General features: G+C 40.6%; 17 protein-coding genes. 8 read left to right on the top strand and 9 right to left on the bottom strand.

Annotation, left to right across the window (positions count from 1 at the left end):
• Positions 1 to 9 precede the first annotated feature (9 nt).
• From rfbD to WG989_RS11250, 7 genes are all read right to left on the bottom strand, one after another.
• Positions 10 to 876 carry a dTDP-4-dehydrorhamnose reductase gene (rfbD, locus tag WG989_RS11280; RefSeq protein WP_340429488.1) on the bottom strand — a complete coding sequence of 289 codons (867 nt, stop codon included), beginning with the start codon at positions 874 to 876 and terminating at the stop codon, positions 10 to 12.
• A 9-nt stretch (positions 877 to 885) separates the two neighbouring features.
• Positions 886 to 1,440 carry a dTDP-4-dehydrorhamnose 3,5-epimerase gene (rfbC, locus tag WG989_RS11275; protein WP_340429486.1) on the bottom strand — a complete coding sequence of 185 codons (555 nt, stop codon included), beginning with the start codon at positions 1,438 to 1,440 and terminating at the stop codon, positions 886 to 888.
• Positions 1,441 to 1,506: 66 nt separating this feature from the next.
• Entirely contained in the window at positions 1,507 to 2,571 is a 1,065-nt protein-coding gene (gene rfbB / locus WG989_RS11270; protein WP_340429485.1) for a dTDP-glucose 4,6-dehydratase, read from the bottom strand.
• Entirely contained in the window at positions 2,571 to 3,860 is a 1,290-nt protein-coding gene (locus WG989_RS11265) for a nucleotide sugar dehydrogenase (RefSeq protein ID WP_340429483.1), read from the bottom strand. Before WG989_RS11265 ends, rfbB begins: the two co-directional genes overlap by 1 nt.
• A 44-nt stretch (positions 3,861 to 3,904) precedes the next feature.
• Positions 3,905 to 4,888, bottom strand: coding sequence for a UDP-glucuronic acid decarboxylase family protein (locus WG989_RS11260; RefSeq protein WP_340429482.1), 984 nt, complete (start codon positions 4,886 to 4,888; stop codon positions 3,905 to 3,907).
• Positions 4,889 to 4,920: 32 nt separating this feature from the next.
• On the bottom strand, positions 4,921 to 6,231 hold the full coding sequence (locus tag WG989_RS11255) for a UDP-glucose dehydrogenase family protein (protein WP_340429480.1): 1,311 nt from the start codon (positions 6,229 to 6,231) through the stop codon (positions 4,921 to 4,923).
• A 14-nt stretch (positions 6,232 to 6,245) separates the two neighbouring features.
• Positions 6,246 to 7,397 carry a DegT/DnrJ/EryC1/StrS family aminotransferase gene (locus WG989_RS11250; protein ID WP_340429479.1) on the bottom strand — a complete coding sequence of 384 codons (1,152 nt, stop codon included), beginning with the start codon at positions 7,395 to 7,397 and terminating at the stop codon, positions 6,246 to 6,248.
• A gap of 64 nt (positions 7,398 to 7,461) precedes the next feature.
• Between WG989_RS11250 and WG989_RS11245 the strand changes: the two genes are divergently transcribed.
• A complete protein-coding gene (locus WG989_RS11245; RefSeq protein ID WP_340429478.1) occupies positions 7,462 to 8,763 on the top strand; it encodes a 3-deoxy-D-manno-octulosonic acid transferase in 1,302 nt (433 codons plus the stop codon).
• Here the strand turns inward: WG989_RS11245 and WG989_RS11240 are convergent.
• Positions 8,733 to 9,542 carry a DUF8457 domain-containing protein gene (locus tag WG989_RS11240; RefSeq protein ID WP_340429477.1) on the bottom strand — a complete coding sequence of 270 codons (810 nt, stop codon included), beginning with the start codon at positions 9,540 to 9,542 and terminating at the stop codon, positions 8,733 to 8,735. The genes WG989_RS11245 and WG989_RS11240 overlap by 31 nt on opposite strands.
• 73 nt (positions 9,543 to 9,615) lie before the next feature.
• On the opposite strand from WG989_RS11240, the gene WG989_RS11235 reads away from it, so the two are divergent.
• The 6 genes from WG989_RS11235 (at position 9,616) to WG989_RS11210 (ending at position 15,141) form a co-directional block, all read left to right on the top strand.
• Complete coding sequence (locus WG989_RS11235; RefSeq protein WP_340429475.1) at positions 9,616 to 10,185, top strand: thymidine kinase; 570 nt, start codon at positions 9,616 to 9,618, stop codon at positions 10,183 to 10,185.
• Between the two features lie 60 nt (positions 10,186 to 10,245).
• Positions 10,246 to 10,908, top strand: coding sequence for a heme exporter protein CcmB (locus WG989_RS11230; RefSeq protein WP_340429474.1), 663 nt, complete (start codon positions 10,246 to 10,248; stop codon positions 10,906 to 10,908).
• Positions 10,909 to 10,996: 88 nt separating this feature from the next.
• Complete coding sequence (gene ccsA / locus WG989_RS11225; protein ID WP_340429473.1) at positions 10,997 to 11,671, top strand: cytochrome c biogenesis protein CcsA; 675 nt, start codon at positions 10,997 to 10,999, stop codon at positions 11,669 to 11,671.
• Positions 11,664 to 11,870: a CcmD family protein gene (locus WG989_RS11220; protein ID WP_340429472.1), complete on the top strand. Its 207-nt coding sequence runs from the start codon at positions 11,664 to 11,666 to the stop codon at positions 11,868 to 11,870. Before ccsA ends, WG989_RS11220 begins: the two co-directional genes overlap by 8 nt.
• Before the next feature lie 35 nt (positions 11,871 to 11,905).
• A complete protein-coding gene (locus tag WG989_RS11215; RefSeq protein ID WP_340429471.1) occupies positions 11,906 to 13,324 on the top strand; it encodes a Glu/Leu/Phe/Val family dehydrogenase in 1,419 nt (472 codons plus the stop codon).
• A 314-nt stretch (positions 13,325 to 13,638) separates the two neighbouring features.
• Positions 13,639 to 15,141 carry a trypsin-like peptidase domain-containing protein gene (locus tag WG989_RS11210; RefSeq protein ID WP_340429470.1) on the top strand — a complete coding sequence of 501 codons (1,503 nt, stop codon included), beginning with the start codon at positions 13,639 to 13,641 and terminating at the stop codon, positions 15,139 to 15,141.
• Between the two features lie 54 nt (positions 15,142 to 15,195).
• Here the strand turns inward: WG989_RS11210 and WG989_RS11205 are convergent, their stop codons facing one another.
• Positions 15,196 to 16,485: an alpha-amylase family glycosyl hydrolase gene (locus tag WG989_RS11205; RefSeq protein WP_340429469.1), complete on the bottom strand. Its 1,290-nt coding sequence runs from the start codon at positions 16,483 to 16,485 to the stop codon at positions 15,196 to 15,198.
• A 104-nt stretch (positions 16,486 to 16,589) separates the two neighbouring features.
• Here WG989_RS11205 and WG989_RS11200 point away from each other — a divergent pair, with 104 nt between their 5' ends.
• Entirely contained in the window at positions 16,590 to 17,837 is a 1,248-nt protein-coding gene (locus tag WG989_RS11200; protein WP_340429468.1) for a 4-hydroxy-3-methylbut-2-enyl diphosphate reductase, read from the top strand.
• Positions 17,838 to 17,858 lie beyond the last annotated feature (21 nt).

Below are 17,858 nucleotides of genomic sequence, written 5' to 3'. Positions count from 1 at the left end.
GAAGTGGTATCAGGCATTTTGTAAGATGCTGATGCATTTCTGCAAACTTTCTTTCCACTCGGGAACAGTCAGGGCGTATGTTGACTTTATCTTGTCTTTACTAAGTAAGGAGAATTTTGGTCGCCTTGCCGGCGTTGGATACTCGGCTGTTAAAATGGGATGTACAACGGCCTTGCTGCCAGTTAATTCTTTAATCGCCTGCGCAAATTCAAACCAACTGATCTTTCCTTCATTGCTGTAATGATAAATACCACTCTCCCATTTCCCGGAAGAAATTATGTCCATGATCGCTTTTGCCAAATCAGCAGCATAAGTTGGAGAACCAATTTGATCACTCACTACATTCAGTTCATTGCGTTCATTCATTAACCGCATCATCGTTTTCACAAAGTTGTGACCGAACGATGAATACACCCATGAAGTTCGTATGATGATTGCATCTGCATCTTCTTTGATGCACAACTGCTCACCCAGCAATTTTGATTTACCATAGGTATTTATGGGACCGGTTGTATCATCTTCTTTGTAAGGTGTTTCACTTTCACCATCAAATACATAATCAGTGGAGATATGAATAACCTTTGTTTGATACTTTTTACAAACAGCTGCCAGATTGCCAACAGCTTCGCCATTTACAAGCATCGCCATATCCTGCTCTGCCTCTGCTTTATCAACAGCCGTATATGCAGCACAGTTGATGCAGTAATGCGGTTTGGCAGCAATAAAGAAATTTTCTACTAAACCAAAATGATGAAGCTTTAGATCTTCCCGTGAAGCAAATACGAAATTGAATTGAGAATAGTTATCAGCAATTTGTTTCAACTCTTTTCCGAGCTGACCATTGCTACCTGTAACAAGTATAACCGGCTTCTCCATATGTATGAGTTAAAAGAAACTATCTTCCTGTAAATCGGCCATTGCTGAATTGACCAAATCTTTTCCTGAAACAATCTCCTTCCCTGCCTCTATTTTCCAATCAATTTTTAAAGATGGATCGTTGTACAACAATCCGCCTTCGCTTTGTTTATTGTAGAAATTATCGCACTTGTATAACACCTCGGCCGTTTCGCTTAATACAGAAAAACCATGTGCAAAACCACGTGGCACTAACAATGCATTCTTTTTCTCTGAATTCAATTCAACAGCATACACCTGTTTAAAAGTGGGTGAATCTTTACGCAGGTCGACTACGACGTCTAAAATTTTTCCGCTTAAACAACGAACCAGCTTTGCCTGCGCATGTTCGCCTTTTTGAAAATGCAAACCACGGATAACACCATAAGTTGAACTGGATTGATTATCCTGTACCCAGTTATAGTGAATTCCCTCTTTTTCAAAAGACTGTTGATTGTATGATTCAAAGAAATAACCCCGCTCGTCGCCAAAAACATTTGGCTCGAACACTACTAATCCGGGGAAACCTGTTTGTAAAAAAGCCATAAAGCTATGTCTGATTTAGAATGTATGATTGCTGATTTTAACTACACGCCATTCACTACTCACCACTCACCTTTTTTCATACTGAACATCATAGTATTTCTGATAATCACCACTCGTTACATGATTGATCCATTCTTCATTACTCAAATACCACTCGACTGTTTTTTCTAAGCCTTCTTCGAACTGTAATGATGGACTCCAGCCTAATTCTTTATTAAGTTTGGTTGCATCAATTGCATAACGCAGGTCATGACCGGCACGGTCTTTCACATAAGTGATAAGCTTCGCACTCTCTCCTTCTGCACGACCAAGTTTTTTATCCATGATGCTGCAGAGCAAATGAACAAGATCAATATTTTTCCATTCGTTAAAACCACCTACGTTATAGCTTTGGCCGAGTTTCCCGTTATGGAAAATGGTATCAATAGCTCTTGCATGATCTTCTACAAATAACCAGTCACGTACATTTTCACCTTTACCATAAACCGGCAATGGTTTGTTGTTCTTAATATTGTTGATCATTAACGGAATTAATTTTTCCGGAAAATGATGCGAACCATAGTTGTTGCTGCAATTACTCATTACCACCGGCAAACCATAGGTATCATGATAAGCCATCACAAAATGATCAGATGCAGCCTTCGATGCAGAGTAAGGTGAATGCGGATCGTAAGGTGTTTCTTCAGTAAAGAAACCTGTTTCACCTAATGAACCGTATACCTCATCTGTTGAAACATGATAGAACAGCTTGCCTTCATGATTACCCGCCCAATGCTTGCGACATGCATTCAGCAAAATAGCAGTACCCAATACATTTGTTTTTACAAACGCTAATGGATCAAGAATGCTGCGGTCAACATGACTTTCAGCTGCCAGATGAATCACTGCATCAAAATGATATTGATTGAACAACTCTTCCACTCCTGCTTCATCAGTAATATCAATTTTCGCAAATGCATAATTTGGTTGATTCTGTACATCTTTCAGATTTTCCAGATTACCTGCATAGGTTAATGCATCGCCATTTACGATTTTGTAATTGGGATATTTATTTACAAACAGGCGAATTACATGACTGCCGATAAAACCGGCGCCGCCTGTTACCAATATTGTTTTGTCAAATGTGCTCATTATAAACTCCAGTATTTGAGTTTTGAAATTTTATTACGGTAGATGCCTTTGAGATCAGCAAACATGGCCTTCTCATTAGCAATAGACAACAAATATTCTTCTGTAAATGCTGTGTACGGATGATGCGCTACTGCTAACACAATTGCATCGTATCCTGTTCCAATTTCAGCAGCAAGTGTTAACCCATATTCATGATGTACTTCAGTAGCATCTGCATGCGGGTCAACAAAATCAACTGACACATGATATTCCAGTAATTCTTTCACCATGTCTGCCACTTTTGAATTGCGGATATCAGAAACGTTTTCTTTAAACGTTGCACCCAACACCAACACTTTCGCAGTAGCAGGATTTGGTGCATGTTTAATGATATGCTGAATAATTTTCTTTGCTACATAACGTGGCATCTCATCATTTACAAAACGTCCACTTGCAATTACTTTTGAATTGTAACCAAGCTGTTGTGCTTTGTAGGTTAAGTAGTATGGATCAACGCCAATACAATGTCCGCCAACCAAACCCGGTGTGTATTTATGAAAGTTCCATTTAGTTCCTGCAGCTTCCACCACATCAAATGTGTTGATGCCGATGCGATCAAAAATGATCGACAGTTCATTCATCAATGAAATGTTCAGATCACGCTGTGCATTTTCAATGATCTTTCCTGCTTCTGCTACTTTAATATTTGGTGCTCGGTGTACACCAACGGTCACTACACTTTCATACACCGCAGCAATCTCCTGTAACGATTCATCATCGCAACCGGAAACGATCTTGATGGTGTTGCTTAATGTATGGTGTTTATCACCCGGATTAATTCGCTCAGGTGAGTAGCCAATTTTAAAATCAACTTTTCCTTTTAAACCGGAAAACTGTTCAAGGATCGGCATGCAATCTTCCTCGGTGCAACCGGGATAGGTAGTGCTTTCGTAAATTACATAATCACCTTTCTTCAACACCTTACCCACCGTTTCACTTGCTTTCTCCAATGGCGTGAGATCAGGAACTTTATGATCATCAACCGGTGTTGGCACAGTCACAATAAAGAAAGAAGCTTCTTTCAATACATTGATATCATCTGTAAATACAATATCCTTCTCTGCAAATCGATCAGCTTCTACTTCCTTGCTCGGATCTTCATTCCGATGCATCATTTCAATGCGCTTCTTGTTGATATCAAAACCGATCACCTGCATGTGCACAGCCAGTTCCAATGCCAATGGCAATCCCACATAGCCCAACCCAACGACTGCTACTTTCTTTTCTTTATTAATTAATGATTGATACATTTTCGATTTCTGATTTAAACTCATCGCTTATCACTCACTACTCATCATTTCATACTCACAAACTCTTTCGGCAATTTGCTCCACTCTTCCTGCGGAAGATTCTTGAAATACTCATAGGTGATCTTCAATCCTTCTGCACGACTTACCTTTGGCTCCCAACCAAGCAATGTCTTTGCTTTTGTAATATCCGGCTTGCGTTGTTTCGGATCATCAACAGGCAAATCTTTGTAAACAATTTTTTGTGATGTACCTGTTAACTTGATTACTTCTTCTGCAAATTCTTTCAATGTAATTTCAGTTGGATTACCAATATTCACCGGCATATCATAATCGCTCATAAGTAACCGATAAATACCTTCAACCAGGTCATCCACATAACAAAAACTTCTTGTTTGGCTTCCATCACCAAACACAGTTAAGTCTTCGCCACGTAAAGCTTGTCCGATAAAAGCAGGTAACGCACGACCATCATTGAGTCGCATACGTGGACCATATGTATTAAAGATGCGGATGATTCTTGTCTCAACACCATGAAAGCGGTTATACGCCATCGTAATACTTTCCATGAAACGTTTTGCTTCATCATACACACCACGTGGACCAACAGGATTTACATTCCCCCAATATTCTTCAGTTTGCGGATGCACCAACGGATCGCCATATACTTCAGAAGTTGAAGCAACAAGAATGCGTGCACCTTTTGCTTTTGCCAAACCTAAACAATTGTGCGTTCCATGTGCACCAACTTTCAATGTCTGAATAGGAATTTTTAAATAATCGATCGGGCTTGCAGGCGATGCAAAGTGCAGGATATAATCAAGCTTGCCGGGAATGTGAATGAACTTGGTTATATCGTGATGATAGAACTCAAATTGTTCCAGCTTGAACAGGTGTTCAATATTTTTCAAATCACCGGTAATGAGATTATCCATTGCAATTACATGATAACCTTCTTTGATTGCACGGTCGCATAAATGCGAACCAAGAAAACCTGCAGCACCCGTAATTAATATTCGTTTGCGATCCATTATGTTGTTATTATGCTATTCGTTAATCAGAATTATTTCACTGCTTCTCTTCCTACACTTTCGTAGAAGAACCCGAGTTGCTTCATTTGCTCTCTGTCGTACACATTTCTTCCGTCAAAAATTACTTTGTTTTTTAAGGTCGAAGATATTTTTTCAAACTCGGGCGTGCGGAACTCACTCCACTCAGTTGCAATGATCAATGCATCAGCATTTACCAATGCATCATACTGGCTCTCTGCAAAATCGATCTTATCACCTACTACCTGTTTTACATTTGGCATAGCTTCCGGATCGTACGCATGAACTGTTGCACCTGCTTCTGTTAATGCATCAATCATGTATAAAGCCGGTGCTTCACGGATATCATCGGTGTTAGGCTTAAAGGCCAATCCCCACAATGCAAAACGCTTTCCTTTGAGATCGCCGTTGAAATACGAGTTGATCTTTGGCATGAGGAATAATTTCTGTTCTTCATTCACCTTCATCACTGCATTCAGTATTTCAAAATCATAATTCACTTCGCTGGATGATTTTACCAATGCCTGCACATCTTTCGGGAAGCAACTTCCACCATAACCAATACCCGGAAACAAGAAGCGTTTACCAATGCGTTCATCGCTACCAATTCCTTTACGCACCATATCCACATCAGCACCCAACAATTCACATAACCTGGCTACCTCATTCATGAACGAAATCTTTACAGCAAGAAAAGAGTTAGCTGCATACTTTGTCAATTCTGCACTTTTCTCATCCATAAAGATCACCGGATTACCGCTGCGAACAAAAGGTGCATATAATTCTGTCATGATTTTTTTTGCACGCTCATCGCTTGTACCAACAACTACACGATCAGGTTTCATAAAATCTTCTACCGCCACACCTTCACGCAAAAATTCCGGGTTACTTACTACCGCAAAGGCTCCTTTGAAGTTTTTCGCAATTGCTGCCTGTACTTTATCGGCTGTACCAACCGGCACAGTGCTCTTATCAACGATCACTTTATAATCTGTCAGAATTTTTCCGAGATCATCGGCCACACCTAAAATGTATTTCAGATCAGCACTTCCATCCTCACCGGGAGGTGTTGGCAAAGCAAGAAATATGATTGTTGCATCTTTCACTCCTTCTGCTAAGTTTGTGGTAAAATGCAAACGACCTTCTTTGAGGTTACGGAGAAATATTTTTTCAAGTCCGGGTTCGTAAATAGTGATTTGCCCGTTCGATAATTTATCAACTTTGATCTTGTCAATATCAACACAAATTACCTGGTTACCTGTTTCTGCAAAACATGTTCCTGTTACGAGGCCTACATAACCTGTTCCTACTACTGCGATTTTCATCTGTTAATTTCTGTTTATGATTTTGTATTAAGGTATTCTAACACTTTGCTTGTGATCAATTGCAATTGCTCTTCTTCCAATTCGGTATGCATAGGCAAAGAAATTACACGATCAGTTAACCAATCAGTAATTGGTAAATTGTAATCAGCACCACCAAACGAAGCAAACATTTGCTGACGATGAGCCGGCACCGGATAATAGATCATGGATGGGATTTTCTGTTCAGCTAAAAATGCATTCAGCCCATTTCTTACTTCCGCTACATTCTCAAATCCATCGAGCGTTAATGTGTATTGATGAAACACATGATTACTGTATGGCGCACGATAAGGTGTTGTGATGTTCTTATGGCCTGCAAATGCAGCATCATAATAATCCGCAGCCTTCCGACGTGCAGCAATGTATTCATCAAGTTTTTTCAATTTGATCTTCAATACAGCTGCCTGCACAGTATCAAGTCGTGAGTTGCATCCCACTACTTCGTGGTAATAACGAACTTTTTGACCGTGATTCGCAACCATCTTCAACTGATCAGCCAATGCATCATCGTTGGTAAACATGGCACCACCATCACCATAACAACCTAAATTTTTTGATGGGAAGAAGGAAGTGCAACCAATGGTACCAATTGAACCTGTTTTCTTTTTTGTGCCATCGGGATAAATATAATCTGCACCAATGGCCTGCGCATTATCTTCAATTACAAACAGGTTATGTTCTGCAGCAATCTTCATGATTTCATCCATATTGGCAGCGTGACCATACAAGTGAACCGGAACAATCGCTTTTGTTTTTGGGGTGATGGCTTTGCGGATCGCATCCGGATCAATGCAAAATGTTTTGGGATCAACTTCCACAAACACCGGTTTTAAACGGAGCAATGCCACCACCTCAACAGTTGCGATATACGTGAAGGATGCTGTAATTACTTCGTCTCCGGGTTGCAGGTTAAGTGCCATCATGGCAATCTGCAACGCATCAGTTCCATTCGCACAGGGAATTGTATGTTTTGAACCCAGGTACTGGCTCAGATCGCCGGCCAGTTCCTGCACGGGTTTACCATTAATAAAAGCTGAACTGTCAAGAACATCGAGAACTGCAGCGTCCACTTCCTGCTTAATGGCAAGGTATTGCTGCTTAAGGTCAACCATCTGTATAGGTCGCATAAATAAGCTTGTTTAAACGGTGGCGAAAGTACGTGAAAAATGCCGTTTTGCGACTTACAAACCAATGCAATACGTTAAGTTTTCACGATCCATTCCATTCCACTTAGATTTGTGGCGCATGATCTTCTTTTACAACATATTTCGGGTTATATACAAAACAGCTATCGGCTTGGCCGCTAATTGGAATACAAAGGCGAAAAATTGGGTCGATGGACGTAAGAATTGGAAGGAAGAATTAACAGCTAACTGGAAAAATGAATCCGGCAAGCCGGTTGTTTGGATGCATTGCGCCTCTTTGGGTGAATTTGAACAAGGACGACCGATTATTGAAGAAATCAAAACCAAATATCCGAATACAAAAATTCTTCTTACTTTCTTCTCTCCATCGGGTTATGAAGTGAGGAAGAATTACAAGGGAGCTGATCATGTAATGTATTTGCCAATGGATAGTTCTGTGAATGCAAAAGATCTTCTCGATCTGGTGAAGCCGAAGCTGGCCATTTTTGTGAAATACGAATTTTGGCATTATTACCTCGCTGAGTTGCATAATAGAAAAATCGAAACCATTCTGGTTTCGGGCATTTTTCGTCCCTCACAAGCGTTTTTTCAGTGGTGGGGAGGTTTTAACAGAAATATGCTGCAACAGTTTTCACACCTGTTTGTACAAAATGCCGCTTCAAAGGAATTATTGGATGGAATCGGACAGGGCGATAAAACAACCGTAGCCGGTGATACCCGCTTTGATCGTGTACTAACTGCAGCTGAACAATGGAAACCAATTGACATTGTTGATACTTTTTGCGGGACTGATTCTGTGCTGGTGGCGGGAAGCACGTGGGCCGAAGATGAAAACATCCTTGCAGATTGGATGAAAGAAAACAATCGGTACAAACTCATCATTGCCCCACATGAGATCAAAGCAGAAAACATCGATCGTTTAAAAACATTATTCCCTGACTCAATAAAGTTCTCCGACCTATCTACACATAACTCACAACCCATAACTCATAACTGCCTTATTGTTGACAACATCGGCTACCTCTCTCGTCTTTACAAATACGCATCGGTTTGTTATGTTGGTGGAGGTTTTAACAAAAGCGGTCATCATAACATTTTAGAAGCCGCAGTCTTTGGCAAGCCCGTAATAACCGGTCCTAATTTTGAAAAGTTTAAAGAAAGTGTTGAGTTGAAAAAACTCGGCGGAAGTTTCTCCATCAATAATGTTATTGAATTGAAAGAAGTAATGCTGAAAATGGATAGTTCAGCAGCAGGAACAATTGCAGAAAACTATGTAAAGGAAAATGCGGGAGCAACCACAGCCATACTCAACTGGCTTCAGGAAAAACGTCTTTTAACCAACGCATAAAACTCCTGTGTTGCAGGACGCTCATTATCCCAACCTAATTTAATTTTTAATTCACGCTCCATCCAATATTGCGCTTCGGGGTAAATCGAAAAATTATTGATGGTTTTAATGCTGCGTTCGTACATCACTTCATCACCACGGAACAATTCATTGATGAAAACAAAGCGATCGTTGATTCCAATCGCCTTTTTCAAATCCTTGATGGAATTTGATTCTGTAAGCCTGTGTCCAAGCTCAGTCTTTTTTTCACTCAACTGTTCATTCAATGAAAGCTGTGAACCTGTTGATGCATCATTTACTTCTTTGGAAGGTGCAGTTTTTACAGGCTCCGTATAATTTGGCTGATGAATAAGCGTTGGAATCTCCGGCTCGTCTTCAAATAATAAAACCGGTTTATGTTGTTGCTGTTGCTGAACCTGTACTTTCTTGGCGAATTCAGCTTTGCGGCGAATTTCTTCCAGTTCAGCTTCCAGTTCTTCTTCATCAACCTGTAGAACTTCTACAATTTTTTCTACGGCTTTCTCTTCTGTTTTTACAATAGCAGGTGGAACGAGTTTGGTTGCCACTGCAGGTTCAGAAACAATTTCTGCAGGTTGAGACACTCTGGCCGCCGGCATCACCACTGCTACACTTTTACTACCCGACGATTCTTGTTTTTGTTGAGAAGTATGTTCAAGTTCAGCTCGCAGCATATTGGTGAGCACCAGCATATGTGCCGGATCAGCATTGCGTTGTAAAGCTTGTTGTAATTGATCGATAAGAGAAGCAATTCGTTCCATGAATAGTGCTTACTTTTGGCGGTATTGGAAATTTGCCGTTAAGTTACAAACTGTTTGGCATAAAATATTGATAATGTTTATTGAACCGAATATAAAAGGCGACCGTAGAGGATGGATAGAAGTGATCTGCGGATCCATGTTCAGTGGAAAAACAGAAGAGCTTATCCGCCGTTTAAAACGTGCCCGTATTGCAAATTTAAAAACGGAAATTTTTAAACCGGCTGTGGATGTCCGTTATGATGATATAAAAATTGTATCACATGATGAGAACGCAATCCAATCAACCCCTATTGATAATTCTCAAAAAATCTTATTGCTGTCGCAGGATGTGGAAGTGATCGGCATTGACGAAGCCCAGTTTTTTGATGTGGAGATCACCAATGTATGTGAACAATTAGCGTTGCGTGGTGCTCGTGTAATAGTGGCTGGTCTTGATATGGATTACAAAGCGCAGCCGTTCGGTCAAATGCCCAACCTGCTTGCAGTAGCCGATTATATTACCAAGCTTCATGCTATTTGTGTGGTGTGCGGTAATATTGCAAATTACTCCTACCGTACATCAACTGAAGGCGGACAGGTAGTATTGGGCGAAAAAGATAAATACGAACCACGATGCAGGCATTGTTATCATCTGAAATCGTAATCCGTTGAGCAAACATCAAACTAAAAACCATTTCAACTTCAATCAACTTTCATATTCACATTGGCTTCAACAAATAAAATAGTTGCACTTTTTAAAAAGGATCTCTTGCTTGAAATCAGGCAACAGTACACCTTCTATGGCATCTTGCTTTATATTGCCAGTACCATTTTTGTGTTATATCTCGCCATGGGTCAGCCGGAAGCAGCTGCATGGAATGGGTTATTTTGGATGAATCTCTTGTTCATTTGTATTAATGCCGTTGCAAAGAGTTTTTTGCAGGAGAGCAGGGGCCGCATGCTTTACTATTACAGCATTGCAGGTGCATTGGATTTTATACTGGCCAAGTTGTTATACAATGTTTTATTGATGCTGGTAATGAGTTTGCTCAGCCTTTTAATGTTCAGTTTTTTTCTTGGCTCTCCATTTCTCAACAACCTTCAGTTTATCGGAATCACAATACTGGGCGGTGTCAGTATCAGTCTTGTTTTTACATTGTTGGCGGCCATTGCTGCCAGGGCAAACCAAAATGCAGCACTCATGGCCATCCTTGGTTTCCCCTTGATTATTCCACAATTACTATTACTGGTAAAAATTTCGAAAAGTGCTTTTGGTGAAGTATTTAATGATGGTGCTCTCCGCCAAATGGTTTTATTGTTGAGCGGTTTAGACATCATGGTTGTGTTCCTCAGCCTCATTTTGTTTCCCTTTTTGTGGAAAGATTAGACCCAACACCCTAACTTTGCCGCACCGAAAACGAAGGATAGTAAGTTTAATAAAACCTACGTGACCGGTAAAAGAATAATCACTCCATATGCAAAAATCCTGGTGGAAGATATTGGCAGTCCTGCTTTTGCTCTACACATTTACCGCAGGCTTCCTTATTCAAGTTCCGATCACTGGCAATTTATATCAAACAATCCGCAACCTGTTTTTTCATGTACCGATGTGGTTTGGGCAAATGATCCTGTTGCTGGTTTCTATGATTTTCTCCATCCGTTACTTACGCAGCGGTAACCTGGCCGATGATATTAAGGCAAGAGAATATGCACGTACCGGAATTATTTTCGGTTTTTTAGGACTGATCACGGGTGCTATCTGGGCCAACTATACCTGGGGCGAACCATGGAGTAACGATCCCAAACAAATTGCCGTAGCAATTGCCTTACTTATTTATCTGGCTTATTTTGTTTTACGTAATTCGATGCCCGACATGGACAAGCGTGCAAGAGTAAGCAGTGTCTATAACATTTTTGCCTATTTTATTTATGTACCTCTTATTATGGTGTTGCCACGGTTAGTGCAATCACTGCATCCGGGTGGAGAAGGTGTTGAAGGTAACCCTGCGTTGAACGGACAAGATCTTGACCCTGCTATGCGAATGGTATTTTGGCCTGCCGTAATGGGCTGGACCTTATTAGGTGTTTGGATGACAACATTACTCATCCGTGTTTCAAAACTCAAAGAAAAAAACTGGATCCATGCGTAAATATTTTGCCCTGCTGATTTTATTTCTCAACTCAGCACTTTTATCATCAGCCCAAACTCCAACTGATGGAACAGCCATGGAAGCCCATGGGAAAATATATGTAGTGATGGCCGTATGCCTCACCGTTCTGGTTGGGTTGATCATTTATCTTGTTATGATCGATCGAAAAGTGGCAGCACTGGAAAAAAAGAAAGATTAAACGATTGCTATATTAAATATTAAAAAAACGATTGTATGTCAACTACGAATTACAGTTTTTTCGGAGCAGTAGAACAAAGCTTCGATAAAGCAGCAGGATTTACCAAATGGGACAAAGGAATTCTTGAACAGATCAAGCAGTGTAACAGTGTGTACCAGATGCGCTTCCCCGTTAAGATGGACGACGGAAATATTGAAGTAATTGAAGCTTACCGTGTACAACACTCTCAGCACAAATCGCCATGTAAAGGTGGTATCCGTTTCAGTGAAGAAGTTAATCAGGATGAGGTAATGGCATTAGCGGCTTTAATGACTTATAAATGTGCCATTGTTAACGTTCCTTTCGGTGGTGGCAAAGGCGGTATCAAGATCAATCCACGTAACCACTCAGCTTATGAACTTGAAAAGATCACTCGCCGCTATACTTCAGAGCTGGTAAAGAAAAATTTCATTGGCCCCGGTATTGATGTTCCTGCTCCGGATTATGGAACAGGCGAACGTGAAATGGCATGGATAGTTGATACGTATTCATCCCTACGCCCCGGCGAAATTGATGCGGCAGGTTGTGTTACGGGTAAACCAATTTCACAAGGCGGTGTACGTGGCCGTAAAGAAGCTACTGGCTTAGGTGTATTTTTTGGTATCCGTGAGGTTTGTAATATGGAAGATGTGATGAGTAAGCTTGGCTTGCCAACGGGTGTAAAAGATAAAAAAGTAGTTGTACAGGGTATTGGTAACGTAGGTTATCACTCGGCAAAATTCTTTCGGGAAAATGGCGCAAAGATCATTGCCATTTCTGAGCACGATGGTGCCGTATATAATCCCGATGGATTGCATGAAGATGAGCTGATCGAGTTCCGGAAAAAAACCGGTTCTATTATTAATTTCCCCGGTGCCACAACATTGGCAAAAACAACGGATGCATTGGAGCTGGAATGTGACATTTTAATTCCTGCTGCATTAGAGAACGTGATCAATGGAGATAATGCACCACGCATCAAAGCAAAAATTATTGGTGAAGCAGCCAACGGACCTTTAACACCTGAAGCTGACGAAATATTTGCTGCAAAAGGTGTATTGGTAGTACCTGATATGTTTTTGAATGCCGGTGGTGTTACCGTTTCGTACTTCGAATGGTTAAAGAATTTAAGTCACGTTCGCTATGGCCGTTTGGAAAAACGCTTTACTGAAAACCTCAATACAAACATTCTTGGCCAGATGGAATTCCTGAGTGGCAAGAAGGTAAAGAAAGAACATAGAGATATCATTACGCATGGCCCGGATGAAGTAGATCTGGTTTACAGCGGTTTGGAAGAGACCATGATCACGGCCGTAAATGAAGTAATGGAGTGCTGGAAACAAAACCCGTCTATTCCCGATATGCGTACAGCAGCGTACGTAGTAGCTATTAACAAAGTTGCTACGAGTTATGCTGAACTTGGCATATTCCCATAATTCTTCAACTGCTGTTGGAGAAACAGACCAATTGCTTATTCTCATCCCGTTGGATTACCAACGGGATTTTTTGTGCTCATATTTCCGTCGTTGAACTAAACCATCGAATACAACGTTAAATGAGCTGAAGTTTGGCAGTTTGACAACATCTTGCCGACCAGAAATCTGTAACTTTAGCATGAACTACGAAGGCCTTCATAACTGTTTGTTAAATGTGGCTTCATGGTAGTTCTGAAATGATGTCAGGTTTGTTATTTTACAAACAGAAAGGCACATGCTTTGATTCAGAAACACAATAAAATCAGATAATAAATATGAAAGCAAAACACATTTTAGTAACCGTACTTGTGAGTGCCGTTACAGCTCTCTCAAGTGTTTTCCTCTATGCAAAACTCAGTAACAAAGGCAACTCGGTTTCACAAAGCCAAGGTCAGCTTCCTGTAAATTATGCAGGTTTGTTTGATAGTGGTGGTGGAACTCCCGGCCCTGTTAGTTTTGAAGGAGCTGCTACTACTTCCATCCCGGCCGTAGTACACATCAAAACAAAAACAAACCCTACACAAACAAACAATACAAAACGTAAGAGCCCATTTGGCGAAATGTTTGGTGATGATTTCTTTGATGATTTCTTTGGGGGACCAAATAGTAACCGTCCGCAAATGGCAAGTGGAAGTGGTGTGTTTATTTCTGCTGACGGGTATATTGTTACCAATAATCACGTAATTGATGGTGCAGATGAAGTGACTGTTACTCTGCACAACAAAAAGCAATACAAAGCAAAAGTGCTTGCAACTGATGCAAATACAGATCTGGCCGTTGTGAAAATTGAAGGCAATGGTTTCCCTTATCTTTTATATGGTAATTCAGATGAACTGAATGTTGGTCAGTGGGTATTGGCAGTTGGTTATCCGCTCACATTGGAAACTACTGTTACTGCCGGTATCATCAGTGCCAAGTATCGTTTCCTCGGTATTAACCAACGGAAGGCTGGACGTAATGCAAATGTGGTTGAAAGTTTTATTCAAACAGATGCTGCCGTAAATCAAGGTAACAGTGGTGGTGCGTTGGTAAATACCAACGGGCAATTGATCGGTATCAATGCAGCCATTGCATCTCCTACTGGCACCTACGCTGGTTATTCATATGCAATTCCTGTAAACATTGTGAAAAAAGTAGTGGATGATTTGATCAAATTCGGAACGGTTCAACGTGCATTCCTGGGTATTCGTCCTGAAGCAAATGCAGATGAGAATACTGATTCACAAATTAAAGAAGGCGATGGTGTTGTTGTAGGTGAAGTAATGAGCAAAAGTGCAGCAGAAGATGCAGGCTTGAAAAAAGGTGATAAGATCGTTAAGCTGGATGGTAAAACGGTATCAACCTGGTATGAGTTAACAGGTACGGTGGCAAGTTATCGTCCCGGTCAAAAAATAAATGTTACATACTTGCGCAATGGTAAAGAAGGTGTAGCGGTTCTTACATTGAAAAACAGCAGTGGTAATACGGAGATCGTTAAAACATCTGCTGCTGATAAATTAGGTGTAGAATTAGAAACACTGGATTCCAAGAAAGCAAAAGAATACGGCGTTGAAGGTGGTGTGGTTGTAAAAACATTAAGCGACGGTTTAATTGCGGAGCAAACAACCATTAAGAAAGGATTTATCATTATCCGTGCAGGTGGTAAAACAGTGAAATCAGTTGATGATCTCAAAGCTGCAATTGAAAGCGCAGGCAACAGTATCATCATTGAAGGTATCTATCCCGGATATGAAGGAGTTTACCAGTATGCAATCAACGATTTAAGAAATGAGCCATAAATGCTCAACAGCGAATACATAAAAAAATCCCCGGAAAAATTCCGGGGATTTTTTTTATTTCACCATTACTTTATAACCCCACGGGGCAAGCGATAGCTGATCGGTACTTTGTAATTCTTCTTCTGTAAAAATGTCTTTAAATAATCCTCTTACACGTAAATCATGGAGAAGGCAGACGATGGGCTGATCGGAAAAATTGATCAACACCAATACTTCATCTTCTTTGTTCTTACGTACAAAACAAAAAATCTGTTCAGGATGATCGGTTGCTATACGCCATGTAATACCATGTTCATGTCCGCTTTGCATCGCTGGATTTTGTTTCCGTAACAACAACAGCTTTTGATAAAACTGATGTAATGCAGGTGCATCTTTCCATTCTATTTCATCTTTTTCAAAAAACTGGAGCCGCTTCGTGTTGGGCAATTCCTGTCCGCTGTACAATAGTGGAATTCCATCCCATGTACAACTGAAAACCGCTAATGGCAATGCCATTGCACCATACTTTTCATACTCACTTCCATTCCAGCTGTTCTCATCATGATTGCTGGTAAAAAAAGAATGTAAATGTTGAGCAGGTTGTTTTTTGTTGTAGTCGCTCAGCACTTTATCTAATTCAACCATCCTTCGATGATTTTTATAATATTCTTCCGAAATATGCATCCAATGCCAACTGTAACTCACATCAAATGCATGTGCATACGGTTCATCATTCCACTGATCAAATTCGCCGAGCCAAAATAAAGGACGCAGCTTGTCTAAAGCAGTTCTCGCTTCAAACCAAAAATCTGCAGGAACGAGCATCGCCATATCGCAACGAAAACCATCGATACCACATTCATCCACCCAAAATTGCATGGCATCGATCATAGCTTTCCGCATAGCCGGGTTGTAGAAGTTGAGATGAATTACATCTTCCCAATTATCGACCGGTGGTTTAAAATTTCCATGATGGTCCTGCGTATAAAAGTCGGGATTTGAAATCGTCCATTCATGATCCCAACCTGTATGGTTGGCAACCCAATCGATGATCACTTTCATGCCTAACGATTGAATTTGCTGGACCAGTTCTTTAAACTCATCGGTTGTTCCAAACTCCGGATTCGTAGTTACATAACTGGAGCAGGCATAATAACTGCCCAATGTTCCCTTTCGGTTTTTTACTGATATGGGAGTGATTGGCATAAACCATAATACTTCCACACCCATCTCCTTGAGTCGGGGTAAATGCTTTGTAAAAGCAGCAAATGTTCCCTCCGCAGTATATTGACGCAGGTTTACCTCATAAATATTCGTGGAATGTACCCACGCAGCCGGTTTAAATACAGTTGACAGTTCACTCATAATTCGCCTCAATGATACGAACCAATCGGCAAACGAAGCGTAGTCAATTGTGTGAAAATCGACTTGGACCGAATTGGATAAACCAACTTTCAAACCTTGTACCTTTGCAACTGTTATTATCCACCATGAAGAAATTTGAAGTCCCGAATATTTACCGCAGCGATCTCATCACAGCAATTAAGGCCAGGCGAAAGGAAGAAGATAAATTGAAGAAAGACTTCTCCCCTACACTTCTGGATCTGGGTGCTGTACAATTCTATCTGGCCCGCCATTTTGGCTTTTGTTACGGAGTAGAAAATGCCATTGAAATTGCGTTTAAAACAATTGAAGAAAACCCCGGCAAACGGATTTTTCTTTTGAGTGAAATGATTCACAACCCACAGGTGAATGCAACACTGGTCGAGAAGGGTGTTCAGTTTTTACAAGACACTTATGGGAAACAGGTAATTCCGTTTGAAGAAGTTACTGCAGATGATGTAGTGATCATCCCTGCATTCGGCACAACAATAGCAATTGAACAAATGCTGAATGCGAAAGGCATCAGCACAGAAAAATACAATACCACCTGCCCCTTTGTAGAAAAAGTATGGAACCGTAGTGAGCAGATTGCGGCAAAAGGTTATTCAATAGTAGTACACGGTAAACCGAAACACGAAGAAACAAGAGCTACATTTTCGCATGCAAGTTCACACACACCTACTGTGATTGTAAATGACATGAAAGAAACAATTGAGCTTGGCAAATACATTACCGGCGAAAAACCGGCAGAACAATTCTACGAAGAGTTCAACGGACTTTATTCAGACGGGTTTGATATCAGTAAAGACTTACAACGCTTTGGTGTAGTTAACCAAACCACACAACTTGCAAGCGACACACAAGCTATTGCTGAATATTTGAAAACATTGGTGATGAATCACTATGGTTTAACTGCACAAAACATCAATGAACGGTTTGCTGATACCAGAGATACACTTTGTTATGCCACGAACGATAACCAAACTGCAGTAACCGGCATGCTTGAAACAGCTGCAGATATTGCAATCATTGTAGGTGGCTATAACAGCTCTAACACGACGCACTTGGTTGAATTGTGTGAAGAGAAATTACCCACGTATTTTATTAACAGCGTTGACAAAATAATATCACCCACAGAAATTCTGCACTTCAATTTTCATGATAAAAAAGAATATCTCACAAGAGATTTTCTACCTGCAACGTCGCCTGCAAAAATACTGATCAGCAGCGGTGCATCCTGTCCGGACTCATTAGTGGAGGCTGTGATGGAGAAGTTAGCTTCGCTTTATAAAAGTGAACATGCATTCAGGCAACTAAAAGAAACCTATCAATAAAAAGCGGGGCCATTCGGCCCC

Source organism: Lacibacter sp. H407, from assembly GCF_037892605.1.
GTDB lineage: Bacteria > Bacteroidota > Bacteroidia > Chitinophagales > Chitinophagaceae > Lacibacter.
This window is presented reverse-complemented; position numbering and strand designations above follow the sequence as displayed.